The organism is Helicobacter pylori (assembly GCF_900120335.1).
GTDB classification, from domain to species: domain Bacteria; phylum Campylobacterota; class Campylobacteria; order Campylobacterales; family Helicobacteraceae; genus Helicobacter; species Helicobacter pylori_BU.
The window spans coordinates 193,116-218,901 of the sequence record NZ_LT635477.1; the positions used below are offsets into that span (position 1 = coordinate 193,116).

The window sequence follows — 25,786 nt, forward strand, 5'->3', positions numbered from 1 at the left end:
CCCACTAAAAAGAAATTAGCGGCTTTTACCCACTTTCAACATTCGGTTACGCAAAGTAGCGATACTGCTTTGCAAGGGTAATTCTTTAGGGCAAGTGTCATGGCAAGCGATCAAGCTCATGCACCCAAAAACGCCATCATCATCGCCAACTAATTCATAAAAATCGTCATCGCTTCTTTCATCGTGGCTGTCAATCATGAAACGCATGGCTCTGTTCATGCCAGCAGCCCCAATGAAATTAGGGCGCATGAGTTTGGTCCCGCAAGAAGCGATACAGCACCCGCATTCAATACACCTGTCTAATTCAAAGACTTCTTGGGCTTCATCAGGCTCAACCCTTTTTTCTGGCCTAGTAATATCCACTTCTTCTTTAGAATGCGCCCAACTCTCCACCCTTTTAGTCATATCGCTAAACCAATCGCCGGTATTCACGCTCAAATCTTTAATGAGCGTAAAACTGGGCATGGGCATCAGCGTGATCACCCCGCTTTCAAAACTAGAAGTTAGGGTTTTACAAGCTAGCCTTGGTCTCCCATTAACCATCATCGCGCAAGAGCCGCAAATCCCAGCACGACACACAAAATCAAAGCTCAAATCCGGATCTTGATGCTCTCTAATGAGGTTTAAAGCGATAAAGAGCGTCATGGAAGGCGTTTCTTTCAATTGATACTCTTTAAAATGCGGCTTACTCACCGCGCTTTGAGGGTCAAATTTTAACACTCTAACTACAATCGTTCGTTCATTATCACTCATGGTGTTCTCCTTTTAGATTAGCGTTGTGTTGGTCTAATAAATCATGGACATTGAAGGAATACAAATGTTCCCCCCTAGCCCTCACTTCTTCATCTTCTAAACGCATGTTCCTGGCTTTGTATTTTTCTTGCAGTTCAAAAGGCATGAGCGCGTGTTGGACTTCTATCCTGTCTTTTCCAAGCTTTTCTAATTCTAAAATCGTTTTCAAAATCTCAGCGTCGCGCTCTTCTTTTTTGGGGTGGGGGATGAAATTACCCTTTTTGCCATAGCCCCTAAAATCAGGGCTGATTTCCATTTTCATCACATCTAATTCTTCGTATTCAATCGTGGGCATGTCTTGCTCAGCGCTAGGCCAGCTCGCTAAAGTCCGATTAAGCCATTTTTCATCGTCTCTTTTAGGGTAATCAATCCTTGTGTGAGCCCCTCTGCTTTCGGTGCGCAGTAACGCCCCTTGAGTGATACAAAGCGCGAGTTTGAGCATTTTTTTGGTGCGGTAAGCGTCTTCTAATTCAGGGTTATTGTGCAAAACCTTGTTTTTCACGCAAATGTTTTTGGAGCGCGCATAAAGCTCTTGCAATTCTTTAAGGGCTTCTTCTAATTTTTTGCCTTCTCTAAAAACGCCCACTTTTTCATCCATGACTTCTTTCATGCGTTCTCTGATTTCATACACGTCTTCCTTGCCTTCATTATGCAATAAAAAATGCATGTAATCCTGGCTTTCTTTAATGAAAGCTTCAACCTTTTGCGTGTTGATTTCAATTTGCGCTTCTAAACAATGCGAGGCGAAATAATCCCCTATGATCATGCCAGCGACCACCGCTTCACTCACGGAATTACCCCCCAAGCGGTTAAACCCATGCAAATCCCAGCATGCCGCTTCACCCGCGCAAAACAAGCCTTTTAAATGGGTTTCGCCTTTAGGGTTTGTCCTAACCCCACCCATAGAATAGTGTTGCATGGGCTTTATGGGGATCCAGCCTTTTTGCTTAGCCATCGCTTGGCCGTATTCTGGCTCATTAGCGGGCGCTCCTTGCATGTTGTCTTTGGTTTGCTCTTCGCTATCCGCCGGATCAATGCCCGCAAAAGTCATGGCAATATCGCGCACATCTCTCAAGTTTTTTTCCACATGGTTACGCCCTAAAATAGCAATATCCAGCCACACATGATCCCCATAAGGCGATTTGGCTCCATAGCCTTTTTGGATATGCTCTAAAATCCGCCTTGAGACCACATCCCTACTCGCAAGCTCTTTTTTCTCCGGCTCATAAGCGGGCATGAAGCGTCTGCCAAACTTGTCTCTTAAAACCCCTCCATCGCCCCTACAACCTTCAGTCATTAAAATCCCGCTTGGCACTAAAGCGGTAGGGTGGAATTGCACCGCTTCCATGTTGCCTAATTTAGCCACGCCGGTTTCTAACGCGCTTGCAGCCCCGGCTCCATCGCAAATCACGGCGTTAGTGGTGTGTTTATACACGCGCCCATAACCTCCGGTAGCTAAAAGCGTGCCTTTAGAAACATACGCTGAAATTTCGCCCGTGATCAAATCCCTTACCACCGCCCCATAGCATTTATTATCATGATGAATGAAAGCGAGCATGTCCTTTCTGTCTTGAATATCCACTTTGTGGTGTAAGGCTTCATTAGCGACCGCATAAAGCATGGTATGCCCTGTGGCATCAGCCGTAAAGCATGTGCGCCATTTTTTAGTGCCGCCAAAATCACGGCTTAAGATATAACCATGCCTATCGTCTCTTTCAGTGATAGTTACATGCTCACCATTGACGACCGCAGGCCTATCGCCCTTTTTGATCCTAGTCCAAGGCACCCCCCAACTGGCCAATTCCCTAATGGCTTTAGGGGCAGTGGTTACAAACATTCTAGCCACTTGCTGATCGCACCCCCAATCGCTCCCCTTAACCGTGTCTAAAAAGTGCAAATCTTCATTATCGCCCTCGCTTTTTTTAGCGTTCGCAAGGCTCGCTTGCATGCCCCCTTGAGCGGCCGCAGAGTGCGAACGCCTGACAGGCACTAGGCTTAAAACGATGGTGTTTAAACCCTTTTGTTTGCATGCGATACTAGCCCTTAACCCGGCCAATCCGCCTCCAATAATCAACGCATCACAATATGTTATTTTCATTTTCTACCCTTATTCTTTGTGGAATTTCCCATCAGCTTCTATGGCTTCTTGCATGGTTTTAATGCCATTGTCTTTATTTTCTAAACCTTTTTTAATGTAAGCCCCATAGGTGCAAAGCCCTAAAACAATAAAAAACACGCTCATCGCCCATTTGACTTTTCTCAAGCCTTGAATGCTCACGTTCTTAAACCACCCCCATTTGATCGCTAAGCGATACAACCCGATAGAGCCATGCAATTCTACGGCAAACAATAAGAAGATATACAAAAGCCAAAAGTTTTGCGTTACAAAACGATAGCTTGAGCCATGAGGCCCAATACTTTCAGGCTCTGTGAGCATGACAAATAGGTGGATACTCGCTAAGAAAAACATCGCAAACCCGGTTAAGGCTTGGATAAACCACAAACTCGTATCGCCATGCTTCATCAAATGCTTATGGGTTTTAAAAACCTTGTATTGCCTATAATTGATAGGGAATTTTCTCAAGGCTAAAAAAGCATGCGCAACCAAAATAAGAATAACCCCTGCTGCAACCACGCTCACAATAGCCGGCTCGCCCGCTTTCAAAAACAGGCTCCCTTCAAAAAATTTCGCCACTTTATACATGGCTTCATCGCTAATCAAGATGCTTGAGACCAAAAACATGTGCGCTATCATAAAGAGTGCTAAAATCAAGCCTGTAGCGCTCTGTAAAAAGTCTAGCTTAGCGTAAATACCGCTCTTTTTAAGCCCTTTACTGGCGCCATAATAACCCTCTATAATCTCTTCTTGTTGCATAAAAACTGCTCCTAAAAACTCAAATTTAACCTGAATCGCTTGACGCAAAAACACTGCCCTAATTTTACTACATTTGAAATAATTTTTCTTAATAAACCGATCTTAAATTGGGAAAAAAATTCAATTCAAGGGGGCTATTGTTTAAAATTTACATTTTTTAAACGCTATATAGGTATAATAAGGGATAGTTACCACCTAATAAAATAAGGATCATTCAATGACAAAAATTGCCATGGCTAATTTCAAATCCGCTATGCCTGTTTTTAAAAGCCATGCGTATTTAAAAGAATTAGAAAAAACTTTAAAGCCGCAGCATTTTGATAGGGTGTTTGTGTTCCCTGATTTTTTGGGGTTATTGCCTAACGCGTTTTTGCATTTCACTTTAGGAGTGCAAAACGCTTACCCTAAAGATTTGGGGGCTTTTACCGGTGAAATCACTTCCAAGCATTTAGAAGAATTAAAAATCCACACGCTTTTAATAGGGCATAGCGAGAGGCGAGCGCTTTTAAAGGAAAGCCCTAGCTTTTTGAAAGAAAAGTTTGATTTTTTTAAAGATAAAAATTTTAAAATTGTCTATTGTATTGGCGAAGATTTAACGACCAGAGAAAAGGGCTTTAAGGCTGTAAAGGAATTTTTAAGCGAGCAATTAGAAACTATCGATCTCAATTATTCCAATTTGATTGTGGCTTATGAGCCTATTTGGGCGATTGGCACTAAAAAAAGTGCGTCTTTAGAAGATATTTACCTCACGCATGGTTTTTTAAAACAAATCTTAAATCAAAAAACGCCTTTATTGTATGGGGGGAGCGTGAATATACAAAACGCTAAAGAAATTTTAGGGATTGATAGCGTGGATGGTTTATTGATCGGGAGCGCGTCTTTGGAATTAGAAAATTTTAAAACAATCATTTCATTTTTATAAAGGAAAATCATGGGATTTTTAAAAGGTAAAAAAGGGCTTATTGTAGGGGTGGCAAACAATAAATCCATCGCTTATGGGATCGCTCAATCTTGCTTCAATCAAGGGGCTACTTTGGCTTTCACTTATTTGAATGAGAGCTTAGAAAAGCGCGTGAGGCCTATCGCGCAGGAATTGAATAGCCCCTATGTGTATGAATTGGATGTGAGCAAAGAAGAGCATTTCAAGTCGCTATACAATAATATTAAGCAGGATTTAGGCTCATTGGACTTTATCGTTCATAGCGTGGCCTTTGCCCCTAAAGAGGCTTTAGAGGGGAGCTTATTGGAAACTTCTAAAAGCGCGTTTAATACCGCTATGGAAATTTCTGTTTATTCTTTAATAGAGCTGACAAACACCCTAAAACCTTTATTGAATAACGGGGCGTCTGTTTTGACTTTAAGCTATTTGGGTAGCACCAAATACATGGCGCATTACAACGTGATGGGGTTGGCTAAAGCGGCCCTAGAGAGCGCGGTGCGTTATTTAGCGGTGGATTTAGGCAAACATAATATTAGAGTGAATGCCCTATCGGCCGGGCCTATCAGGACGCTCGCTTCTAGTGGGATCGCTGATTTTAGGATGATTTTAAAATGGAATGAAATCAACGCCCCTTTAAGAAAAAATGTGAGTTTAGAGGAAGTGGGCAATGCCGGGATGTATTTGCTCTCTAGCTTGTCTAATGGGGTGAGTGGGGAAGTGCATTTTGTGGATGCTGGCTATCATGTGATGGGCATGGGGGCTGTGGAAGAAAAAGATAATAAAGCTACGCTATTGTGGGATTTGCAGAACAATAAGGGGTATTGATGAAATTAAGCGAATTGTTGAGCGCCTATTCTATTGAAACGGAATTTTCAAACGATTTTGAAGTGCATGCATTAGCGGAATTGGATAAGGCCACGCCTAATGATATTAGCTATATTGACCAAGCGCGTTACCTTAAACTTTTAAAAGATTCAAAAGCCGGGGCGGTATTTATCCGCAAAAAAGAATCTTCTAAAGTGCCTAAAAGCATGCAAGCTTTAGTCGTGGATAACCCGCATTTAGCTTTCGCTAAAGTTTCGCATGCCTTTAAAATCCCTTTTTTTAAAAACCCACAAAGCGTGAATGAGCCTAAACATTTTGAAAAAGTAACGATCATGCCTAATGTTGTGATTGGAGAGGGCGTAGAAATTGGCGAAAATTCTTTGATTTATCCGGGCGTGGTGATCGCTGATGGGGTGAAAATCGGTAAAAATTGTATTTTGTATCCTCGTGTGATCTTGTATCAAAACACGATTTTAGAAGACAATGTCATCATCCATGCGGGCAGTGTGATCGGAGGCGATGGCTTTGGTTATGCGCACACCGCTTTAGGAGAGCATGTCAAAATTGAACATGTGGGGATTGTTAGGATTCAAAAAAATGTGGAAATTGGTGCTAACACGGCGATTGATAGGGCGGTGTTTGGCGAGACTTTGATTAAAGAGGGCGTTAAGATTGATAATCTGGTTCAAATCGGGCATAATTGCGTTTTAGGCGAACACAGCATCGTTGTCTCTCAAGTGGGCTTGAGCGGATCTACAACCACAGGCCGTAATGTGGTTTTTGGCGGGCAAGTGGGCATTGGGGGGCATTTGCATGTGGGTGAATTCACTCAAATTGGGGGTAAAAGCGCGGTGGGTAAAGACTTGCCCCCTAATACCAATTTTGCCGGAGCGATCCCTGCTATGGAAATCCATGAATGGCACCATTTTTTAGCCCATTTAAGAACGAATTTTAGGAAACAGCAAAAAACGAGTTTGTTGCAAAAAGCTAAAGGGTTTTTTAAGTCTTAAAGAATGAAATAAGCTATAATAAGCCCATTTTGAACACCAACGATTATTTTAATAAGGACAATACGATGAAAGATAGTTTTCTTTTCACTTCCGAATCAGTAACCGAAGGGCATCCTGACAAAATGGCTGATCAAATCAGCGATGCGGTTTTAGATTACATTATTGAGCGGGATAAAAAAGCCAAAGTCGCATGCGAGACTTTAGTTTCTAATGGCTTTTGCATGATCACTGGCGAGTTAAAAACTTCTGTTTATGCCCCTATGCAAGAGATTGCAAGAGAAGTGGTTAAAAAAATTGGCTATACAGACGCCCTTTATGGCTTTGATTACAGGAGCGCGGCGGTTTTGAATGGCATTGGCGAGCAAAGCCCTGATATTAATCAAGGCGTGGATAGAGAAGATGGCGAGATTGGGGCAGGGGATCAAGGGCTTATGTTTGGTTATGCGTGCAAAGAGACTGAAACGCTCATGCCTTTACCCATTCATTTAGCGCACCAACTCGCTTTCGCTTTGGCTCAAAAAAGAAAAGACAACACCTTGCCTTTTTTAAGGCCTGATGGCAAGTCTCAGGTGAGCGTGCGTTATGAAAACAACAAGCCTGTAAGCGTTGATACGATTGTCATTTCCACCCAACACTCCCCAGAAGTTTCACAAAAGCATTTAAAAGAAGCCGTGATTGAAGAGATCGTGTATAAGGTTTTACCCAAAGAATATTTGCATGACAATATCAAGTTTTTTATAAACCCTACAGGAAAATTCGTCATCGGTGGGCCTCAAGGCGATGCGGGCTTGACGGGCAGAAAAATCATTGTGGATACTTATGGAGGGTTTTGCCCGCATGGAGGAGGAGCGTTTAGCGGGAAAGACCCTAGCAAGGTGGATAGGAGCGCGGCTTATGCGGCCCGCTATGTGGCTAAAAATTTGGTAGCAAGTGGGGTTTGCGATAAAGCGACCGTGCAGCTTGCTTACGCGATTGGGGTGATAGAGCCGGTTTCTATTTATGTGAACACGCATAACACGAGCAAGTATTCAAGCGCGGAGTTGGAAAAATGCGTGAAATCGGTTTTCAAACTCACGCCAAAAGGCATCATTGAAAGCCTGGATTTGTTAAGGCCCATTTATTCGCTCACTTCAGCTTATGGGCATTTTGGGCGCGAATTAGAGGAATTCACTTGGGAAAAGACTAACAAGGTTGAAGAGATTAAAGCGTTCTTTAAGCGTTAAAAAAATATTTTAAGGGTAATATTTTAGAAAATTTTTGTATAATCAACAATTCACAAGGAGTTTAAATTGAAACAAAGAACGCTGTCTATTATTAAACCGGATGCGCTTAAGAAAAGAGTGGTAGGCAAAATCATTGATCGCTTTGAGAGTAACGGCTTGGAAGTGGTGGCCATGAAACGCTTGCATTTGAGCGTTAAAGACGCTGAAAACTTTTATGCGATCCACAGAGAGAGACCCTTTTTTAAAGATTTGATAGAGTTTATGGTGAGTGGTCCGGTGGTGGTTATGGTTTTAGAAGGTAAAGACGCGGTGGCTAAAAACAGAGAGCTTATGGGAGCGACTGATCCCAAACTCGCTCAAAAAGGCACTATCAGAGCGGATTTTGCTGAGAGCATTGACGCTAATGCGGTGCATGGGAGCGATAGCTTGGAAAACGCACACAATGAAATCGCTTTCTTTTTCGCCGCTAGAGAGTTTTAAGATTTAAGAGCGTTTTAATTGAGCACGCAATTTGAAATGCGTAAAATCGCTTTTAATACGCCTAAAGTCTTTTCTTTAGAGCATGAGGGAGTGGTTTTAGAGGGTGAAATCGTGCGGGTGGGGGCGAAATTGTTCCGCTTGAAAGCGCACCTTAAGGGTGAATTGATGCTTATTTGCGATACAAGCGGTAAAGAGTTTAAAAAAAGCCTTGATGAGTCGTTGGTTTTGCATATTTCAGACGGGTTGTGGGATACGCAAAGCCAAAGTTTGGATTTTGATAATTTAGACGTTATTGAATCTTTCAATGGTTTTATTGATTTGAGCGAAATTTTACGCTCTGAAGTGGAGTCTATTAAATTAGACTACCATTATGCAGATTGAAATAAAGGAGAATTTATGGCAGTACCTGATAGAAGAGTGAGTAAAACAAGAGCGGCAAAAAGACGCACGCATTATAGCGTTAAGTTGGCTAAACCTGTGAAAGCCAAAGATGGCACTTGGAAGCTCCCCCATCATATTAACAAATTTACTAAAGAATACTAATATAAAAGCTATCTTTAGTGATAGAAAGTATTTTAAAGGATTGCAACGGATTGCAACAAGCCTTTTAAGGACGCATGATGAAAATTGTAATAGACTTAATGGGGGCTGACCATGGGGTTTTACCCATTATTGAGGGAGTCTCAAGGGCTTTAGAGAATAAGAGTTTTAGCGTGGTTTTAGTGGGGGATAAAGACAAAGCGACCCCTTTTATTTCTAAAGAGTTAGCCAGCAAAGTGGAAATGATCCACACGCAAGATTACATTAAAATGGAAGAAGCCGCCACGGAGGCGATTAAGCGTAAGGAATCTTCCATTTACTTGGGTATGGATATTTTAAAAAATGGGGCTGACGCTTTGATTTCAGCGGGGCATAGCGGAGCGACTATGGGTTTAGCGACCTTGCGTTTAGGGCGTATCAAGGGGGTTGAAAGGCCCGCTATTTGCACTTTAATGCCTAGCGTTGGCAAACGCCCTAGCGTGCTGTTAGACGCAGGAGCGAACACGGATTGCAAGCCTGAATATTTGATTGATTTTGCTCTCATGGGGTATGAATACGCTAAAAGCGTGTTGCATTATGACAGCCCTAAGGTGGGTCTTTTGAGTAATGGCGAAGAAGATATTAAAGGGAATACGCTCGTTAAAGAAACGCATAAGATGCTGAAAGCTTATGACTTCTTTTATGGCAATGTGGAGGGGAGCGATATTTTCAAAGGGCTTGTGGATGTAGTGGTTTGCGATGGCTTTATGGGGAATGTGGTCTTAAAGACAACAGAAGGGGTCGCTAGCGCGATAGGCTCTATTTTTAAAGATGAAATTAAAAGCTCTTTTAAATCTAAAATGGGGGCTTTGATGCTTAAGAACGCGTTTGGTATTTTAAAACAAAAAACCGACTACGCTGAGTATGGGGGAGCGCCGCTTTTGGGCGTGAATAAAAGCGTGATCATCAGCCATGGCAAGAGCAACGCTAGAGCGATTGAATGCGCGATTTATCAGGCTATTAGCGCTGTTGAAAGTCAGGTTTGTTTGAGGATTACTCAAGCGTTTGAGAGTTTGAAATCTCAATCTTTTGAGAGCCAAAGCGATCAACAAGACGCCTAAAAATAACTATGTAAAGGGATTGAATGGAATTTTACGCCTCTCTTAAATCCATTGCGATGCATGTTCCAAGCGAGCGTGTGAAAAATGCAGAGTTCCAACAATTTTTGGATACCAGCGATGAATGGATAGAAAAAAGGACCGGTATCAAAGAACGCCGTTTCGCTAACGATGAAGAAAAAAGCAGCGATTTAGGGGTAATAGCGGCTAAACAGGCCATAGAGAGAGCGCATTTAACCCCACAAGACATTGATTTGGTGGTTGTGGCGACTTTAAGCCCTGATTTTTTGGCCATGCCTTCAACCGCTTGCGTGTTGAGCACGAAATTAGGCATTGAAAACAAGCCAGCGTTTGATATTTCAGCCGCTTGCACGGGTTTTATTTACCTCTTATCGGTGGCTAAGGCTTATGTTGAGAGCGGGATGTATGAAAATGTGCTGATTGTGGGGGCAGAAAAAACGAGTAGCGTGTTGGATTTTAAGGATAGGGGGACTTGTATTTTATTTGGCGATGGGGCTGGGGCGTGCGTGATAGGCAGGACCAAGCGTTTAAAAGAAAGCGTTTTAGACGTGCAGATTTCAGCGAATGGGAATTTTTCTAATTATCTCTATACGCCAAGGACTCTAAAACCCACGCCCTTTAATTCTAAAGAAGAAACTTTAGAGCCTTTTTTGCGCATGAAAGGCAATGAAGTGTTCAAACTAGCGGTAAAAACGCTTTTAAAAGATGTGGAAACGATCTTAGAAAAAAACGCTCTCAAACCTGAAGATGTGCGTTTGTTTATCCCGCATCAAGCTAATTTTAGGATCATTCAAGCGGTGCGAGAGCATTTGGATTTTAAAGATGAGCAAGTGGTTTTAACCGTACATAAATACGGCAACACTTCAGCAGCCAGTATCCCTATGGCCATGTGTGAAGCTTATGAAGAAGGGCGTTTGAAAAAGGGCGATTTAATGCTTTTAGACGCTTTTGGTGGGGGATTGACTTGGGGTTCAGCGTTGGTGTATTTTGGAGGAAGTTAAGAAAAGATTGAAGGAATATTTTGATGAAAAAGGTTGTTTTTTTATTGTTAGTCATGCTAGGGGGTTTAGAAGCGCAAAGTGATTATTGTAGTGATCATTGTGAAGGCACGCCAGATAGCCGTATCCCTCCTATGGGGTTTCATTTCAGTTTTGTGCATTCAGTGAAATATTATTTGCAAGATCCGCAAGAGCGCGATCACAAGCTTAAAAAATGCCACAAAGCCTTTGATTCGACGCTTAAGGTTAATTTTATCACGAAGTCTTTTAAAAAGGATTGCAAGCATGCGCAAATGGCTTTAGAGCAAGCTCAAAAAGAAACTCCATGAAGGGGTTTCTTTAGGAATGTTATTTCCTATAGCAGAAATTATTTTTAAAGTAAAAGATGAATAATGTCTAAAGGTGGCATTCTAGTTTTTTTAATACCTATTGTTCTTATTGGGTTAGTATTAACAGTTATTAGAGCTACTATAATGGCATTTAGAGGCGATACTGATGACGATGAAGTTGAGAGTGATGGGTTTTTAGTAGAATATAATTCGTTGAATATCTCGGCTCTATTCTAGTTACTATAATAATATTTTTTCCTTATATAATTGGACCAATTATTGTCATAATATTTATACTTATCTGAGTTAGGTTATATAAGCTTCTTTAACTTTATAAGATGAATAACTGACTATTATTTTTTATATTTTTTTGAACCCAATTCTTCCAATGATTAGTAGCGTCTCAACTAAAAACGCAGAAACTCAACCAACAACCCATTGAGAACCCAATATAGAAATTAATATTTTTTAGTCTGTTTTTTTAAAAATAGGGCTTTGGTTGCTTGGTTTGATAGCAAAACTCTTAAGGGGATAGGGGGATATTTTGCACTTTAATACCCCTTTAATCCCCAACTAAATCCCCCCTAACCCTCTAAGACCGCATTACAAGAAGCTATCGTTTGCTACGAAAACTTTTATATTAAAAAATGTTTTTAGCATTTTTAAATTTTATCCCCAACACCCCATTAGAACAAAGACCAAATTTCTATTTGGAAAATTTATGGTAATACTCGCCCTTGTCCGTGATGATTTTAACTTCTAACAATTGGTTAGGCTTGCAATCCAGGCGGTAAAATATTTGTTGCGAATACTTTAACTCATGATCAAAGAGTTTTTCTTTTTTAAACTTATCGCCAAATTTGGGTTCTACTTTTTTAGTCGCTTCGCATGAATTTCCCCTATTGACAATAAGGTTTTTAATCACCACCGGTTCATCGTTCATAGAAGTGATACTTAAAAGACTAGAGTCCGTCATTTTCCCCATGAATTTCCCCCCAGTCGCGCGATAATCCAGCTTGAAATCCAAATCCTTTGCCCCCACACAAACACCGCTTATCATTAGCAGGCTTAAACACATTTTTTTAAACATCAAAATCCTTTCAATAATAGTATTTGTGGGGTATTATAATCAAATTTGATATACCCTTTTTTAATCGTTTGTTGCGTTTAGTTTTTGATCAAGTTTGTAGCCCATGCAATCCATTTGAATAATTTTAAAAAATTTCTTTTTGTTTGTTTTTCTATCGCATCTTCTCCGCCATACAAAAGCCTTGTTTTAAAAGCCATGCTCAATTCCATTCGCTTATTTTTAGCGTATTTTTTTCTATCGTTTGCGCTGAAACAATCTTCAATTTGTTTGAAATGCCTGTCGCAGTCTGAGAGTTGTAGGATGGTGATGGGATCATGCATTTCTTCATTAGCCCTTTTAAATCGTTCACTCGTTGCTTGTTGGTTAAAAACGCATTTTCTGTCATCATCTATCAAAACAATGGGGTTGTTGTCTAACTCGCAAAGTTTTTTAATGGTTTCTTTCATAGCGTTTGGATTGTTTTTAAGCCCTGAAATGGGTAAGAAAGTGAAAGGAATGGGGTTGTCCTTGTATTCTTTGTAACGCTCATTAAAATACAATTTAAAAGCGCTCAAATAACAATAATCCGTGATGCCTTCTACAAAGATGATTCGGTGTTTTTGGGGGTTATGAAAAACATGCTGACCCACCCCTAAAGAGCGTTTGATTTTATCCAAGGCGTCAGAGTCTTTGCCCGCATTATTTAGGGGATAGTTAAAGTGATTCTTAATCGCAGAGCCTTCTGTTTCTTTTTCTACAATCCTTATTTCATCTAAATGATCCGTATCCACTAAAAAGGGGTCATGGGTGGCTAAAACAAAGGTAACATGATTTTTATGAGCGTATTCTTTTAAAAACTTCCTGAATTCCTTTCTGGCTGGCACGCTCAAATGAGTGGCTGGCTCGTCCATGACATAGATAATATTCTTGTTAAGGCTAAAATGTGATCCCACATTATAAAGAAAACCAAACATGAAATTAAACGCCCATTGGAAGCCGGTGCTTTGCTGGCTTAAGATGATTGGCTCATTTTGATTATCAGATTTTCTGCAATCATGAATTTCAAGTTTTATTTCATATGCCGTAGATTCCTTTGAATAATCATAAAATTTATTGTTGTGCCGGACACGAATTTTTAATTGGTAACTATCTTGAGAACTATCTTCAGCGATCGCTAAAAGCCTGTTAAATTCTTTTGTAATTAAAGAATCTATTTTTAATTGCATGTTGTATTCCAAGATTTCTGCAAGATTTTCTAAGATTTCTGTAAAACTTACTTTAAATAAAAGGTGGCTTGTGTCTTTTTTAAAAAATTCAAATTGACATACATTGTTATTGCATTCGCCTTTTACTTCAGTTGAAAGATATTTTGATTGTTTGATCTCTTTTTGATCTCTTTCTTGTAAGTATTTTTCAGGGATATTGAACGATTTTTCAGAATCATAAATTTCTAAATCATTATTCTTATCAAACATTATTATTTGTAACGCTTGACCATCTTTTAAAATGCTCAAAAAAAATTCCAAATTGTATTAGGGTGAAAGTCCATTTTCCTAAATAATGAATTTCTAAAGAACCAATCCGATTGGTTAAATTCAGAAGGGGAAGAATAACCAAAGAGAGTGAATAATGCAGTCTTAAGGTTATTATCTGTGATTTTTGGCTCTTTGTATTCTTTCATGATTGGCACGAATTTTTCAAATTGATGAGATAAACCATTATTTAGATGAAAGTTAAACGCTGTATAGGGGTTACACTCTCGGCAATATTCTGCGAACTCAGAAACATTTTTGCTTTGTTTGAATTTTTCCTTGTTTGCTTCAAATTTATCCTTGATTTCACCAATATTTTTAGGGAACAAATAAATGCCACTTTCATTATCTAAAATTTTTATACTCTCCCATAAAGATCTTTGTATTGGTTCAAAAAGATTGCTGTATCTGTATCGCACAATTTCTGAATTGACTAATAAATCTATCTGTTTCAAATAAAACTGACACATCATGTATTTAATATCTTTAGACACATCATTAACGGCATGACTTTCTATATAATTTTTGCATATTTGTTGGATATTATCCAACAAAACATCATAATTAAACTCTAGCACTTTTTGATTTTTGCAGTCATTTCCAATTTCTTTTATCCATGATTCTTTTTTTCGCTCAAAATCCTTTTTTATTTCATCATGTTTTTTAATATTTGATTCAAACTCATTAAATTGCCGTTTAAAATTTTCATTGATAGGGTATTTTTCGTCTATTTCTTTAATAATATCCTTAATTTCAGTTTTTGGTGTGAATTTTGTAAAGTCGGTAGTCTTAAAAATTTCATCTAAACTTTTTAGCTTTTTTAAGATGTCTTCATTTTGTGGTTTGATTTCACCTTCACTAAATCCTTTAAAATGAGCATAAATTTTTGCTAATTGATTTTGTTTGTGTTGCCCCATGACGAAAAATTCATCTGTGTTGTATTTTTTATTAGGCGTATTGCACTTTATGATTTCTTTAATGCACTGACAAAAATTTTTAACCAATTGATTGTTGCCACTTAAATGTTTGATTAATTTTTTGAAAAGCAGATTATTGGTTGCGTTGGCATATTCAGTTACAAGCTCGCTCAATTTTAATTTATCTTTATAAAAATCTAAAAATGATTCTAATAAATTGTAAGAAGCTATAAGATTTATAAAATCACTCACAAAAGTGCAAATATTTGAATAGTCGTCATTGTTAATGGGAATAGAAACGAAGTTACTGCATTGTTCCCCTAAAGCTTCTACATGTTTTTCAAAAGGATAGCTGATTAGCGTTTTTGATAATTCCTTTAAATTATGACTGACTTCTTTAGATTGGATCCTCAAATCCACGCAAGAAAAACCTGTGATTTTGTGATCAAGGCTTGTTTCTTCTTCTAAACTTAAAAGGGTGTCTTTTTCATGGTCTTTGAAATAATCTTCCTCACTGCAAAGTTTGACATCCGCATCATTAAAGATTTTCAAAGCTTCTAAAACATTGCTTTTACCGACATTATTTTCCCCCACTAAAACCACCAACCCCCCATGTTTTTCATCAAAACTTGAATTTAAAAGCAATTCTGTAGGCGAGTTTTTACCCAAATTCCTAAAATGGTGCAATTTCAAAACACGCTTATAAAATTCCATGCTCTATCCTTTAAAAACGCAAACTTAATTTATAATGCAAAATTAAACAAAACATGCTATAAAGAAATTTCAAATACTATCATTTTAAGGATTAAAATGCTCACCCAAGAAGATGTCTTAAACGCGTTAAAAACGATCATCTACCCTAATTTTGAAAAGGATATTGTCAGCTTTGGTTTTGTTAAAAACATCACCTTGCATGACGATCAATTAGGGCTTTTAATAGAAATCCCCTCAAGCTCTGAAGAAACGAGCGCGATTTTAAGGGAAAATATCTCCAAAGCGATGCAAGAAAAAGGCGTGAAAGCTTTGAATTTGGATATTAAAACCCCACCTAAACCGCAAGCCCCAAAGCCCGCCACTAAAAATCTGGCTAAAAACATCAAGCATGTGGTCATGATAAGCTCAGGCAAGGGCGGTGTGGGTAAAAGCACCACCAGTGTGAATTTAAGCATCGCTTTAGCGAATTTAAACCAAAAAGTGGGGCTACTAGACGCTGATGTGTATGGCCCTAATATCCCCAGAATGATGGGCTTGCAAAACGCTGATGTGATCATGGATCCTAGCGGTAAAAAACTCATTCCTTTAAAGGCTTTTGGCGTTTCTGTGATGAGCATGGGGCTTTTGTATGATGAGGGGCAGAGTCTCATTTGGAGAGGGCCCATGCTCATGCGAGCGATTGAGCAGATGCTAAGCGATATTATTTGGGGGGATTTAGATGTGCTGGTGGTGGATATGCCCCCAGGAACAGGCGATGCACAGCTCACGCTAGCCCAAGCCGTGCCTTTGAGCGCAGGAATCACCGTTACCACGCCTCAAATAGTGAGTTTAGATGACGCTAAACGGAGTTTGGACATGTTTAAGAAACTACACATTCCTATTGCGGGCATTGTAGAAAATATGGGGAGTTTTGTGTGCGAGCATTGCAAGAAAGAGAGCGAGATTTTTGGCTCAAATTCCATGAGTGGATTATTAGAGGCTTATAACACGCAGATTTTAGCCAAGCTCCCTTTAGAGCCTAAAGTGCGTTTAGGGGGGGATAAGGGTGAACCGATTGTGATCTCTCACCCTGATAGCGTGAGTGCTAAGATTTTTGAAAAAATGGCAAAGGATTTGAGCGCTTTTTTAGACAAGGTGGAAAGGGAAAAACTAGCCGATAACAAGGACATCCAGCCCACGCAAACGCATGCTTATTCGCATTAGTTTTGAAAGACCGCTTTTTTAAGAAAATACCGCTTGACTTAGCGTCAAGCCCTTTTGTGTTAAATTTTAAAAAATACTTTTAGCATTTTTTTAACCAATCGCTTCACTTTTCGTTTAACTTTAAAAAGCAAAAATCCTGCAAGGAGTTTAGAAGAAAGCCTGGGCAGAAGGAATTCAAAAGAATACCGCTTGTCTGAAAAAGATAAGGCTTTCTTAAGAGCGTGGATTTCTTGGGTTTCTTTGTCTTTGTTTTGAAGGGATTCAAAGAGGCGAACTAAAAAGGGAGCGTTAAAATAGGCGTCTTTAAAAGGCGTTTGGATCAAAATTTCATGCCATTTTTTCGCGCCAATGACGCTTAAGAGTTTCCAGGGTTTATCGCCCCAAAAATGCAGCATGCGCGCTTCTTTAATGCTAGGGAATAGGGGCGTATCAAGGAAGCTAGGGTGGGCGTTGTAAGAATAAGGCAGTTCTAAAATCCTACCACGGCACACAAAACACAAAGCGTCTTGATCGCTAAATAAAAGTTTTTCGTTTTTCAAAATGAAAAAGGCAATCAATTGGTTTTCCAGATTTTCTTCACGCCACAATTTTAAATTTAAGGCTAAAAACCCTGCGTTAAAGTAGTTGTCAAAAAGGATTTGCGCTTCTTCTAAATTAGGGAAAGCGTCAGCAACGCCGATAGTTTTTGCGTGCATTTGGCGTAATTCGTATAAATCCTTAGCCGAATTCCTGTTCATAGCGATCAAATCTTTTTCCCTCACAGCCCCAAAATAATGCGCTTCAAGGGGGATAAAAAAGCTCTCGCTAATATCATCCACAAACAAAGTGTCCACATCAAACATGATCATCTTATCGTATTGGGGGAAAAGGGAAGCGAAAAAGAAACGGCACATGATCATTTTAGAAAAGCGTTTTTGCGAAAAAGAATTGAGTTTTAAATACAATTTTTTAATCTCATTAGCTATTGAAGCATCAAGCTTGTAATGATTGTGGCGTGGTTCTAATTTCTCACTAGAAAGGGTAATATCCAAAAACTCTATACTGGAAAAAGCGCTAAGAGGAGCGATCGTTTCTTCTAATTTGGCTATATTTTCAGCGCTTAAATCCTCCACTAAACAATGGATTTGATAAAAGAGTTTTACTCTCTCTCTCTCTCTCGTTTGGCGTGCGCTAGCATGGAATACAAACTCACGCCAGCAGGGATACAATAATTATTATCAAAAGCCACCACAATAGGGATAATCTCTTGCATGCGCAGTCCTTAAATCTTGAAATTGAACCCGCTTTTTGTAAAAAAGAGTGGGTGGTTTGTCATTTTATCGTTTTTTTTTTTTTTCAAAACAACAATGAGCAAGCGGTTTGCGAGTTTGTTTATGGCATAATATTAAACTACAATAAAAAAGGTGTTTGGTAAAAGGGTGCTTAATCAAAAAGTTTGGTTAGGGTTTTTGGCTTTGCATGGGGTTTTCCTCAATGCTTTTGAGTATCAAATCAGCGCGAGAGTGGGATCGTTTTCGCGCATCGCTTTGAACCAATCGGTTATCAATTCCAAAAAAGGGATTTACCCTACAGGGAGTTATGTAACCACTACCGGGGCCTTACAAGTTGATGTCAGTTTGCTCCCTAAAGGGATTGAAAACCATAAATTGGGTTTTGGGGTGGGGGGCGAGATCGGGGCGTTAGCGTATGATTCCACGAAGTTTTTGATTGATGAAGCCAACCCTAAGGCAGGGTTTCAGCCGGCGAACTGGTATTACATGGGGCGATGGGAGGGCTATTTGATGCAACACAGCCAAAATTGGACCAGAGAGCAAAAGGCTCAAAACGCCAGGCTTTATGTGTTATATAACTTGTATTTAGATTATCAATATAAGGACATTTTTGGGATTAAACTAGGGCGTTACCCTTCTAAAGCTTTGTTTTTGAGCGGGTTTAATCAAGGGTTTGAGCTTTTTTACCGGTGGAAAAAGTTTAGAATAGAGTGGTTTAGCACCTTTGGAAGGGCTTTAGCCAATGAGCAATACATTAGGGATTTTTACGCTCCTGTCAATTACAAGCAAAAAACCAACTACGGCATGCACAATTTCAACCTTATTTACGAAAATAAATACATTAGGGTTGCGCCTTTTATTTGGTTTTACCCTAAGAATTTTAACGCTCCTGGATTTGAAATCACCCATGACACAAAGTCTTATTGGAAATCTCTTTGGCGCATCCAAACGACTTTTTACGCATGGTTTCCTCTCTATAGCGATTATCTGTCTAAAGATTATTATAGGGCCGCTTTAGTGGGTAAAAAAAGCGCGGCTTTGTTTGTGTTTCAAAGAGTGAATTTCCGCTCTTATCGTTTTGGCTGGAGCGCGTATAAGAATTTTGGGAACGCGAGCGTTCAATTAGGCTGGAATGGCTCACCCATTGATCCTTTTTATGACACGAAAGATGACACCCCTTATGAAGACGCTTATTCCAATTTTTACAACGCTAATTCCATAACGATTAACGCTTTTGTAGGGAAAAGTATTAAGAATCTTTTGGTGCAATTGTATGGGAAATTGACCTATTCCCCAAGGGCTGATTCGCAAAGCTTAGGGGTTACTCTCAAATATAATATTAAAAAACATATCTATTTCATGCTAATGGTTAATGGCTATCAAATCATGATGCATAAGGGTTATAAGGTAGGGTTTTTTACAAGCGGTTATAACCCTGATTTCGCTCAAACCATTCAAAATAGAAGCTATTTGATGAGTTATATGAGTTATCATTTTTAAGAAATTAAACATCCTTTCATGCGATTTTTTAAGCCATAGCATACCCCTTTAAAGCGCGCTTTTATTGTATAATCTTAAAAATTTTATTAAAGGAAAAGTTCAATGTCTAATCAAGAATACACCTTCCAAACTGAAATCAACCAGCTTTTGGATTTGATGATCCATTCTTTGTATTCTAATAAAGAGATTTTTTTAAGGGAGTTGATTTCTAATGCGAGCGACGCTTTGGATAAGCTGAATTATTTGATGCTAACCGATGAGAAATTAAAAGGGCTGAATACCACGCCTAGCATTCATTTGAGTTTTGATAGCCAGAAAAAGACCTTAACGATTAAAGACAATGGTATAGGCATGGATAAAAACGATCTCATCGAGCATTTAGGCACGATCGCTAAATCAGGCACGAAGAGTTTTTTGAGCACTTTGAGTGGGGATAAGAAAAAGGATAGCGCCTTAATTGGCCAATTTGGCGTGGGCTTTTATTCGGCGTTCATGGTAGCGAGTAAGATTGTCGTTCAAACCAAAAAAGTTATCAGTCATCAAGCTTATGCATGGGTGAGCGATGGTAAGGGCAAGTTTGAAATCAGCGAATGCGTCAAAGAGGAGCAAGGCACAGAAATCACCCTCTTTTTAAAAGATGAAGATTCTCATTTTGCGAGCCGTTGGGAGATTGATAGCATTGTTAAAAAGTATTCTGAGCATATCCCTTTCCCTATTTTTTTAACTTACACCGATACGAAATTTGAGGGCGAAGGGGATAATAAAAAAGAAGTTAAAGAAGAAAAATGCGATCAGATCAATCAAGCGAGCGCTTTATGGAAAATGAATAAGAACGAATTGAAAGACAAGGATTACAAAGACTTTTACCAATCGTTTGCGCATGATAACAGCGAGCCTTTGAGCTATATCCATAATAAAGTGGAAGGCTCTTTAGAATACACGACGCTTTTTTATATCCCTAGCAAAGCGCCCTTTGATTTGTTTAGGGTGGATTATAAAAGCGGGGTCAAACTCTATGTTAAAAGGGTGTTTATCACTGATGATGACAAAGAATTGTTGCCGTCTTATTTGAGGTTTGTTAAAGGCGTGATTGACAGCGAAGATTTGCCCTTGAACGTGAGCCGTGAAATCTTACAGCAGAATAAGATTTTAGCCAATATCCGTTCGGCTTCAGTGAAAAAGATTTTAAGCGAGATTGAAAGGCTGAGCAAGGATAAGGAGAATTACCATAAATTCTATGAGCCTTTCGGGAAAGTGTTAAAAGAAGGCTTGTATGGGGATTTTGAAAACAAAGAAAAACTTTTAGAATTGTTGAGATTCTATTCTAAAAACAAAGGAGAATGGATTTCTTTAAAAGAATACAAAGAAAATTTAAAAGAAAATCAAAAAAGCATTTACTACCTTTTAGGCGAAAATTTAGACTTACTAAAAGCGTCCCCCATTTTGGAAAAATACGCTCAAAAAGGCTATGATGTTTTGTTATTGAGCGATGAAATTGATGCGTTTGTGATGCCAGGCGTGAATGAATACGATAAAACGCCCTTTAGAGACGCTAGCCATAGCGAGAGCTTGAAAGAGCTTGGTTTGGAAGAAATCCATGATGAGGTAAAAGATCAGTTTAAAGATTTAATCAAAGCGTTTGAAGAAAATCTTAAAGATGAGATTAAGGGCGTAGAGCTTTCTGGTCATCTCACTTCAGCGGTGGCTTTAATAGGCGATGAACCAAATGCGATGATGGCTAATTGGATGCGTCAAATGGGGCAAAGCGTGCCTGAAAGCAAGAAAACTTTAGAATTAAACCCTAACCATGCGATTTTGCAAAAACTCTTAAAATGCGAAGATAAAGAGCAGTTGAGTGCTTTTATCTGGTTGCTTTATGATGGGGCGAAGCTTTTAGAAAAAGGGGTTTTAAAAGACGCTAAAAGCTTTAATGAGCGTTTAAATAGCGTGCTATTGAAGGCGTTGTAGGAAAAAACCCTTTTTAAGGGTTTGAAAACTGCTTAAACCCTTCAAACACCAATCTCAAAACGGCACTTGGAATGAACGGGTTCGATAAAAGCTTCTTTATAATTAAAAAGATTGGTTCGTAGGGTTTATGTTTTCCTTAAAATATAAAAAGCGTAAAAGCCAGCTAAACGCAGCGTTTAGCTTAACTTTATTGAAACTAAAGCTCTATTTTTAATTCCTTGAGAGCGTCGCATGCTTCTTTAACGCTTGATTTGCAGCCTTTTTTAAAGTTTTCTACCGCTTGCTTTTCGTCCTTTGCTGTACCTTGAGCGTTGTATTGCATAACCCCTAAATTATAACACCCCCTACCATCTTTTAATTCGCATGCTTTAGAATAACGAACGATAGCCTCCTTAAAATTCTTTGCCACACCATACATGTATCCTGCATTAATACACCCGGGGCTGTCTTTTAAATCGCAAGCTTTTTCATACAAATCAAGAGCCTTTCTTAAATCCTTAGGCGTGCCTACGCCATAATGGTGTAGGCTTCCCAATACCGTGCACCCTTCAGCATGGTTCAATTCACAAGATTTAGAGTAATATTGTGAGGCTTTTTTGGCGTCTTTAGAAACGCCTTGTCCGTTATAGTATAAATTTCCTAGTAGGCGACACCCATAACCATCATTTAATTCACAACCTTTAGTGTAAAATTGAATGGCTTTTTTCAAGTCTTTTCCCACTCCTTTCCCTTCTTCATAAAACGCCCCTAAAAAAACACACCCAAAACCTTCTTTTAACTCACACGCTTTTTCAAAATGCGCTTTAGCTTGAGCGAAATCTTGTTTCTTCACGCTTTCTATACCTAAATTAACAAGTTCTTTAGCGTCTGGCTCTGCCATTAACCCTCTTAAACACAACGCGCCCAAACACAAGACCCCAAAAAGGGTTTTTTTAACACTCCCTAGCATGATATATCTCTTATTAAAAAAATGTAATCCTTTATAATTATAATCAAATATTGACGATTAAAGCCTTATTAAATGCCATTTTATTGGTGAAATAAAAAAATAATTGAGAATTGCTTCTCTTTTAAGCGCGTTCCAACGCTTGATCTGGATTGCCATGCGATAGGGGATACTAGTGAGAAGCTGTATTAAAAGAGTTTGTTTTAAAAAGTTGATTGAGCCACCCCTTTAAGAGTGGCTTGGTAAAAACCTCTTAAGAAATTCACCAAAGGTTGCAAAATGGGGAGAGATTATAGCAAGCTTTGGTTATTTTGTCAAGCATTGCCCCACTCTTATAACAAGGTTGCAACAAATGGGTTGCAAGCGTGCTTAAAGCTTGAGCTGGTATCGGCTAAAAAGGCGTTGGCGTTAAAAACAAAAACCCACTTAAAACGATTACTTTATTTCATTTATTTTTCGCTCAAATCCTCCAAAACCCCCAAAAACACTTTTTCTAAAAGCTCTAATTCCTTCAAGCTCACCCTTTCATCAATGGCATGGATCCTGTCATTAATGGTGCCAAATTCCACCACTTCTATGCCATGAGCGCTAAAAAATCGCGCATCGCTCGTGCCGCCTTTGGTGTTTAAAAGGGGGGTGGTGCGACATGTTTTTAAAATATTTTCTTGTAAAACGCTGGTAAGCTTTGAATGAGAAGCCGTGATGAAAGGCGAACTGCTTGATTCTAATTCTAAAGTATAAGGCAAATCTTTCAAAACCTTTTCTAAATATTCTTTCAAACTCTCTTGGGTGGTTTTTAAAGAATGGCGCGTATTAAAGGTAATTTCTACGCTCGCTGGAGTCACATTATTAGCCCCTAACCCTGCATGCAAGTTGGTGATGACTAATTTTGAAGGGTCAAAACACTCATCGCCATTGTCTAAATGAACTCCTGAAATTAAGGGCAAAACCGAAGCGAGCGTATCAATAGGGTTTTGGCATTTTTGCGGGTAAGCCACATGCCCTTGAACGCCTTTTAAAATGAGTTTGCCATTAATGGAGCCTCTTCGGCCAATTTTGATGCTATCGCCTAAGACTTTTTCGCAAGTGGGTTCAGCCACAATCGCCATATGGGGCAGCAAATCCTTTTCTTTGAGTTTTTCTAGCATGAGCTTAGTGCCAAAAATCCCTGGTCCTTCTTCATCGCTCGTGAGTAAAATAGAAAGCAAAAAAGGGGTTTTAGGGTTAAAATTTAAACTCGTGCTCAAAAACGCCCCCACGCCCCCTTTCATGTCTTGCGCCCCACGGCCGTATAAAAACCCTTCTTTAATGATGGGCTTAAAGGGATCGCTTTGCCAGTTGTTCCCAGGAGGCACGACATCAATATGCCCTGCAAAGCAAAAATGCAAGGGCTTAACATTTTCTTTTACATGCTTTTCTTTTGCATGTTCTTTTTCTGCATGTTTTTTGAGGGGGTTAAAAATGCGGTATAAAAAAAGGTTTTTCACGCCATTTTCCCCACACTCTAGGGTTTTAAAAGTAGGAAAAAGCGATTTAATGTATTCAAAAATACCGCATTCTTTGGGCGTAATGGTGGGGTAGCTGATGAGCTTTTGGGTGATTTCTAAAGCGTCCATTAAAAATCCTTTAAGAGTTTTTCCGCAAATGGATATACAAATGCAAAACGTCTAAATTCGCCGGGGTGATCCCACTGATTTCTGAAGCTTCAAAAAGGCTTTTGGGGCGGAATTTTTCTAATTTTTCTACCGCTTCTAAGCTAAGGCCTGGAATGCCTTTAAACACAAAATGTTTAGGGATAGACACCTTGAGCATGCTATCCATTTTAGCGATATTTTCGTGTTGTTTTTCAATATAAATATTATACTTGCATTCAATTTTAATCTGCTCTAAAACCCGCTCATTCAAGGGGGCTAAAAAGCTAAAAAAGGAGTGCATTTTTTCTAAATTAAAACTATCGCGCGCTAAAAGGCTGACGCCATCAACCTTGTCATTGATAGGGTTTTCATCTAATTCATTCAAGCGTTTTAATACTTCTTTGCTAGGGGTAAGGACGCATTCTTTAAGGCGTTTCAAGTTTTCTTGTATTGCTTGTTTGTCTTTTTTCAATTCCTTATAAAAATCCTGTTCCATAAGCCCTAAACGATAGGCATGCTCGCCTAACCTAAAAAGCGTGTTGTCTTCTCTTAAAAGCAAGCGGTATTCGGCCCGGCTAGTAAACATTCTGTAAGGCTCATTCGTGCCTTTAGTAACCAGATCATCAATCAAAACGCCGATATAGGCTTCATTGCGCTTTAAAATAAAGGGGGCTTGATTCTTTAAGGCTAACACCGCATTAATCCCAGCCATAAGCCCTTGAGCCGCCGCTTCTTCATAGCCGGTAGTCCCATTGATTTGCCCGGCCAAATAAAGCCCTTTGATTTTTTTGGTTTCTAAAGCGTGGGTCAATTCTGTGGGCTGGATGAAATCATACTCTATCGCATAGCCATAACGCGTGATGAGCGCGTTTTCTAAGCCTTTGATAGAATGAATGACCTTTTCTTGCACGTCTAGGGGTAAAGAGGTGCTTAAGCCGTTGATATAATATTCGCTTTTATGAATGGTTTGAGGCTCTAAAAACAGCTGGTGGCGTTCTTTTTCGCTAAAGCGGTTGATTTTATCTTCAATGCTAGGGCAATACCTAGGGCCTATGCCTTCAATTTGACCGCTAAAAAGGGGGGCTCGGTGGAAATTATCCCTAATGATTTGGTGGGTGATAGGGTTAGTGTAAGTGATGAAACAAGAGAGTTGGGTGGGGTTAAAATCTTTGGTTTTATAGCTGAAATAGGGAGGGTTTGCATCCCCAAAATGCTCTTCTAAGCCTTCAAAATCAATGCTATTGCCGGCCACTCTTGGGCAAGTGCCGGTTTTTAACCTCTCCACCTTAAAGCCAAGCTCCCTTAAATTCAAGGCTAAAGAATTGGAAGCGTTTTCCCCAAAGCGCCCGTTTTGGTTTTGGTGTTCGCCAATATGCACCACCCCTTTTAAAAAAGTGCCTGTGGTGATGATCACTTTTTTAGCTCTGTAAGTGTTATTAATGTTCGTGGTTACGCCCACTACCTCATCGTTTTCAAGGATTAAACTTTCGGTCATTTCTTGAGAGACGCTCAAATTAGGGGTGTTTAAAACGAGATTTCTTGCAAAAATGCGGTAAGTATCCATATCAATTTGCGCTCTAGTCCCCCTAACCGCTGGCCCTTTAGAAGCGTTTAACACACGATATTGCAAACCGCTATGATCTGTAATAATCCCCATAGCCCCTCCTAACACATCCACTTCTTTAGTCAAATGCCCTTTACCCAAGCCTCCAATAGCTGGATTACAGCTCGCTAAACCGATCGTGTCTATGAGCATGGTGATTAAATGCACTCTAGCCCCCATTTTAGCCGCAATCAAGCTCGCTTCAATACCCGCATGCCCCCCACCAACCACTAAAATATCACTTTCTTTTACCACTCTTTTTCCTGTTTTGATTTTATTTTTCTAAAACCCTAGTTTTA

General features: G+C 39.4%; 22 protein-coding genes and 2 pseudogenes. 13 read left to right on the forward strand and 11 right to left on the reverse strand.

The window, feature by feature from the left end; genetic code table 11:
• Positions 1-15: 15 nt before the first annotated feature.
• The 3 genes from CS889_RS00985 to CS889_RS00995 are packed head-to-tail and all read right to left on the reverse strand — an operon-like array spanning position 16 to position 3,667.
• Positions 16-753 carry a fumarate reductase iron-sulfur subunit gene (locus CS889_RS00985; protein WP_001282445.1) on the reverse strand — a complete coding sequence of 246 codons (738 nt, stop codon included), beginning with the start codon at positions 751-753 and terminating at the stop codon, positions 16-18.
• Positions 746-2,890, reverse strand: a complete 2,145-nt coding sequence (locus CS889_RS00990; RefSeq protein WP_000705979.1) for a fumarate reductase flavoprotein subunit — start codon at positions 2,888-2,890, stop codon at positions 746-748. Before CS889_RS00990 ends, CS889_RS00985 begins: the two co-directional genes overlap by 8 nt.
• A 9-nt stretch (positions 2,891-2,899) precedes the next feature.
• Positions 2,900-3,667, reverse strand: a complete 768-nt coding sequence (locus tag CS889_RS00995; RefSeq protein ID WP_001183642.1) for a fumarate reductase cytochrome b subunit — start codon at positions 3,665-3,667, stop codon at positions 2,900-2,902.
• Between the two features lie 217 nt (positions 3,668-3,884).
• On the opposite strand from CS889_RS00995, the gene CS889_RS01000 reads away from it, so the two are divergent.
• From CS889_RS01000 to CS889_RS01045, 10 genes are all read left to right on the forward strand, one after another.
• A complete protein-coding gene (locus CS889_RS01000; RefSeq protein WP_089086568.1) occupies positions 3,885-4,589 on the forward strand; it encodes a triose-phosphate isomerase in 705 nt (234 codons plus the stop codon).
• A 9-nt stretch (positions 4,590-4,598) separates the two neighbouring features.
• Entirely contained in the window at positions 4,599-5,432 is an 834-nt protein-coding gene (fabI, locus tag CS889_RS01005) for an enoyl-ACP reductase FabI (protein WP_000506207.1), read from the forward strand.
• Positions 5,432-6,442: a UDP-3-O-(3-hydroxymyristoyl)glucosamine N-acyltransferase gene (gene lpxD, locus CS889_RS01010; RefSeq protein ID WP_001924429.1), complete on the forward strand. Its 1,011-nt coding sequence runs from the start codon at positions 5,432-5,434 to the stop codon at positions 6,440-6,442. The genes fabI and lpxD overlap by 1 nt, the downstream gene beginning before the upstream one ends.
• Before the next feature lie 65 nt (positions 6,443-6,507).
• Positions 6,508-7,665: a methionine adenosyltransferase gene (gene metK, locus CS889_RS01015; protein WP_033774450.1), complete on the forward strand. Its 1,158-nt coding sequence runs from the start codon at positions 6,508-6,510 to the stop codon at positions 7,663-7,665.
• Positions 7,666-7,731: 66 nt separating this feature from the next.
• Complete coding sequence (gene ndk / locus CS889_RS01020) at positions 7,732-8,145, forward strand: nucleoside-diphosphate kinase (RefSeq protein WP_000813764.1); 414 nt, start codon at positions 7,732-7,734, stop codon at positions 8,143-8,145.
• Positions 8,146-8,181: 36 nt separating this feature from the next.
• The gene (locus CS889_RS01025) at positions 8,182-8,526 is read left to right on the forward strand and encodes a DUF177 domain-containing protein (protein WP_089087370.1); all 345 of its coding nucleotides are present in this window, start codon (positions 8,182-8,184) and stop codon (positions 8,524-8,526) included.
• A 15-nt stretch (positions 8,527-8,541) separates the two neighbouring features.
• A complete protein-coding gene (gene rpmF, locus CS889_RS01030) occupies positions 8,542-8,688 on the forward strand; it encodes a 50S ribosomal protein L32 (RefSeq protein WP_000290431.1) in 147 nt (48 codons plus the stop codon).
• A gap of 77 nt (positions 8,689-8,765) precedes the next feature.
• Positions 8,766-9,785 carry a phosphate acyltransferase PlsX gene (plsX, locus tag CS889_RS01035; protein ID WP_001947079.1) on the forward strand — a complete coding sequence of 340 codons (1,020 nt, stop codon included), beginning with the start codon at positions 8,766-8,768 and terminating at the stop codon, positions 9,783-9,785.
• A gap of 23 nt (positions 9,786-9,808) precedes the next feature.
• Entirely contained in the window at positions 9,809-10,804 is a 996-nt protein-coding gene (gene fabH / locus CS889_RS01040; protein ID WP_089086569.1) for a ketoacyl-ACP synthase III, read from the forward strand.
• A 23-nt stretch (positions 10,805-10,827) separates the two neighbouring features.
• Positions 10,828-11,130 (forward strand): hypothetical protein, encoded by a 303-nt coding sequence (locus CS889_RS01045; RefSeq protein WP_001881064.1) that lies wholly within the window; start codon positions 10,828-10,830, stop codon positions 11,128-11,130.
• Positions 11,131-11,836: 706 nt separating this feature from the next.
• On the opposite strand, the gene CS889_RS01055 is transcribed toward CS889_RS01045, so the two are convergent.
• From CS889_RS01055 to CS889_RS08725, 3 genes are all read right to left on the reverse strand, one after another.
• Complete coding sequence (locus CS889_RS01055) at positions 11,837-12,220, reverse strand: hypothetical protein (protein WP_000473908.1); 384 nt, start codon at positions 12,218-12,220, stop codon at positions 11,837-11,839.
• Between the two features lie 77 nt (positions 12,221-12,297).
• Positions 12,298-13,674 (reverse strand): ATP-dependent nuclease, encoded by a 1,377-nt coding sequence (locus CS889_RS08720; RefSeq protein ID WP_414842563.1) that lies wholly within the window; start codon positions 13,672-13,674, stop codon positions 12,298-12,300.
• A 35-nt stretch (positions 13,675-13,709) separates the two neighbouring features.
• Positions 13,710-15,362: an ATP-binding protein gene (locus CS889_RS08725; RefSeq protein WP_089087371.1), complete on the reverse strand. Its 1,653-nt coding sequence runs from the start codon at positions 15,360-15,362 to the stop codon at positions 13,710-13,712.
• Here CS889_RS08725 and CS889_RS01070 point away from each other — a divergent pair.
• On the forward strand, positions 15,327-16,565 hold the full coding sequence (locus tag CS889_RS01070) for an Mrp/NBP35 family ATP-binding protein (protein WP_089086570.1): 1,239 nt from the start codon (positions 15,327-15,329) through the stop codon (positions 16,563-16,565). The genes CS889_RS08725 and CS889_RS01070 overlap by 36 nt on opposite strands.
• A 59-nt stretch (positions 16,566-16,624) precedes the next feature.
• On the opposite strand, the pseudogene CS889_RS01075 reads toward CS889_RS01070, so the two are convergent.
• Together CS889_RS01075 and CS889_RS08400 are read right to left on the reverse strand one after the other, a co-directional pair.
• Positions 16,625-17,695: pseudogene (locus CS889_RS01075) on the reverse strand (glycosyltransferase family 8 protein); the annotation flags it as partial.
• Positions 17,658-17,817 (reverse strand): annotated as a pseudogene (locus CS889_RS08400) (glycosyltransferase family 8 protein). The pseudogenes CS889_RS08400 and CS889_RS01075, both read right to left, overlap by 38 nt.
• A gap of 166 nt (positions 17,818-17,983) precedes the next feature.
• Between CS889_RS08400 and CS889_RS01080 the strand changes: the two are divergent.
• Together CS889_RS01080 and htpG are read left to right on the forward strand one after the other, a co-directional pair.
• Complete coding sequence (locus tag CS889_RS01080) at positions 17,984-19,336, forward strand: outer membrane family protein (RefSeq protein ID WP_089086571.1); 1,353 nt, start codon at positions 17,984-17,986, stop codon at positions 19,334-19,336.
• A gap of 102 nt (positions 19,337-19,438) precedes the next feature.
• Positions 19,439-21,304 carry a molecular chaperone HtpG gene (gene htpG, locus CS889_RS01085; protein ID WP_089086572.1) on the forward strand — a complete coding sequence of 622 codons (1,866 nt, stop codon included), beginning with the start codon at positions 19,439-19,441 and terminating at the stop codon, positions 21,302-21,304.
• A 196-nt stretch (positions 21,305-21,500) separates the two neighbouring features.
• Here the strand turns inward: htpG and hcpA are convergent, their stop codons facing one another.
• The 3 genes from hcpA to mnmG all read right to left on the reverse strand — a co-directional run bounded on the left by hcpA (position 21,501) and on the right by mnmG (position 25,742).
• The gene (gene hcpA, locus CS889_RS01090; RefSeq protein WP_000901643.1) at positions 21,501-22,253 is read right to left on the reverse strand and encodes a Sel1-like repeat protein HcpA; all 753 of its coding nucleotides are present in this window, start codon (positions 22,251-22,253) and stop codon (positions 21,501-21,503) included.
• A gap of 446 nt (positions 22,254-22,699) precedes the next feature.
• Positions 22,700-23,866 carry a succinyl-diaminopimelate desuccinylase gene (dapE, locus tag CS889_RS01095; protein ID WP_089086573.1) on the reverse strand — a complete coding sequence of 389 codons (1,167 nt, stop codon included), beginning with the start codon at positions 23,864-23,866 and terminating at the stop codon, positions 22,700-22,702.
• Positions 23,867-23,876: 10 nt separating this feature from the next.
• Positions 23,877-25,742, reverse strand: a complete 1,866-nt coding sequence (gene mnmG / locus CS889_RS01100) for a tRNA uridine-5-carboxymethylaminomethyl(34) synthesis enzyme MnmG (RefSeq protein ID WP_089086574.1) — start codon at positions 25,740-25,742, stop codon at positions 23,877-23,879.
• Between the last annotated feature and the right edge of the window lie 44 nt (positions 25,743-25,786).

What these genes read in the sequence shown, in the direction of transcription:
- CS889_RS01045 (WP_001881064.1), top strand. Translation starts at nt 10,828, where the DNA reads ATGAAAAAGGTTGTTTTTTTATTGTTAGTCATGCTAGGGGGTTTAGAA.
- CS889_RS01025 (WP_089087370.1), top strand. Translation starts at nt 8,182, where the DNA reads ATGCGTAAAATCGCTTTTAATACGCCTAAAGTCTTTTCTTTAGAGCAT.
- CS889_RS08725 (WP_089087371.1), bottom strand. Translation starts at nt 15,362, where the DNA reads ATGGAATTTTATAAGCGTGTTTTGAAATTGCACCATTTTAGGAATTTG.
- metK (WP_033774450.1), top strand. Translation starts at nt 6,508, where the DNA reads ATGAAAGATAGTTTTCTTTTCACTTCCGAATCAGTAACCGAAGGGCAT.
- CS889_RS01000 (WP_089086568.1), top strand. Translation starts at nt 3,885, where the DNA reads ATGACAAAAATTGCCATGGCTAATTTCAAATCCGCTATGCCTGTTTTT.
- hcpA (WP_000901643.1), bottom strand. Translation starts at nt 22,253, where the DNA reads ATGCTAGGGAGTGTTAAAAAAACCCTTTTTGGGGTCTTGTGTTTGGGC.
- CS889_RS00995 (WP_001183642.1), bottom strand. Translation starts at nt 3,667, where the DNA reads ATGCAACAAGAAGAGATTATAGAGGGTTATTATGGCGCCAGTAAAGGG.
- plsX (WP_001947079.1), top strand. Translation starts at nt 8,766, where the DNA reads ATGAAAATTGTAATAGACTTAATGGGGGCTGACCATGGGGTTTTACCC.
- CS889_RS08720 (WP_414842563.1), bottom strand. Translation starts at nt 13,674, where the DNA reads ATGTTTGATAAGAATAATGATTTAGAAATTTATGATTCTGAAAAATCG.
- htpG (WP_089086572.1), top strand. Translation starts at nt 19,439, where the DNA reads ATGTCTAATCAAGAATACACCTTCCAAACTGAAATCAACCAGCTTTTG.
- CS889_RS00985 (WP_001282445.1), bottom strand. Translation starts at nt 753, where the DNA reads ATGAGTGATAATGAACGAACGATTGTAGTTAGAGTGTTAAAATTTGAC.
- CS889_RS01055 (WP_000473908.1), bottom strand. Translation starts at nt 12,220, where the DNA reads ATGTTTAAAAAAATGTGTTTAAGCCTGCTAATGATAAGCGGTGTTTGT.
- CS889_RS00990 (WP_000705979.1), bottom strand. Translation starts at nt 2,890, where the DNA reads ATGAAAATAACATATTGTGATGCGTTGATTATTGGAGGCGGATTGGCC.
- fabH (WP_089086569.1), top strand. Translation starts at nt 9,809, where the DNA reads ATGGAATTTTACGCCTCTCTTAAATCCATTGCGATGCATGTTCCAAGC.
- rpmF (WP_000290431.1), top strand. Translation starts at nt 8,542, where the DNA reads ATGGCAGTACCTGATAGAAGAGTGAGTAAAACAAGAGCGGCAAAAAGA.
- lpxD (WP_001924429.1), top strand. Translation starts at nt 5,432, where the DNA reads ATGAAATTAAGCGAATTGTTGAGCGCCTATTCTATTGAAACGGAATTT.
- fabI (WP_000506207.1), top strand. Translation starts at nt 4,599, where the DNA reads ATGGGATTTTTAAAAGGTAAAAAAGGGCTTATTGTAGGGGTGGCAAAC.
- CS889_RS01070 (WP_089086570.1), top strand. Translation starts at nt 15,327, where the DNA reads ATGGTGCAATTTCAAAACACGCTTATAAAATTCCATGCTCTATCCTTT.
- dapE (WP_089086573.1), bottom strand. Translation starts at nt 23,866, where the DNA reads ATGGACGCTTTAGAAATCACCCAAAAGCTCATCAGCTACCCCACCATT.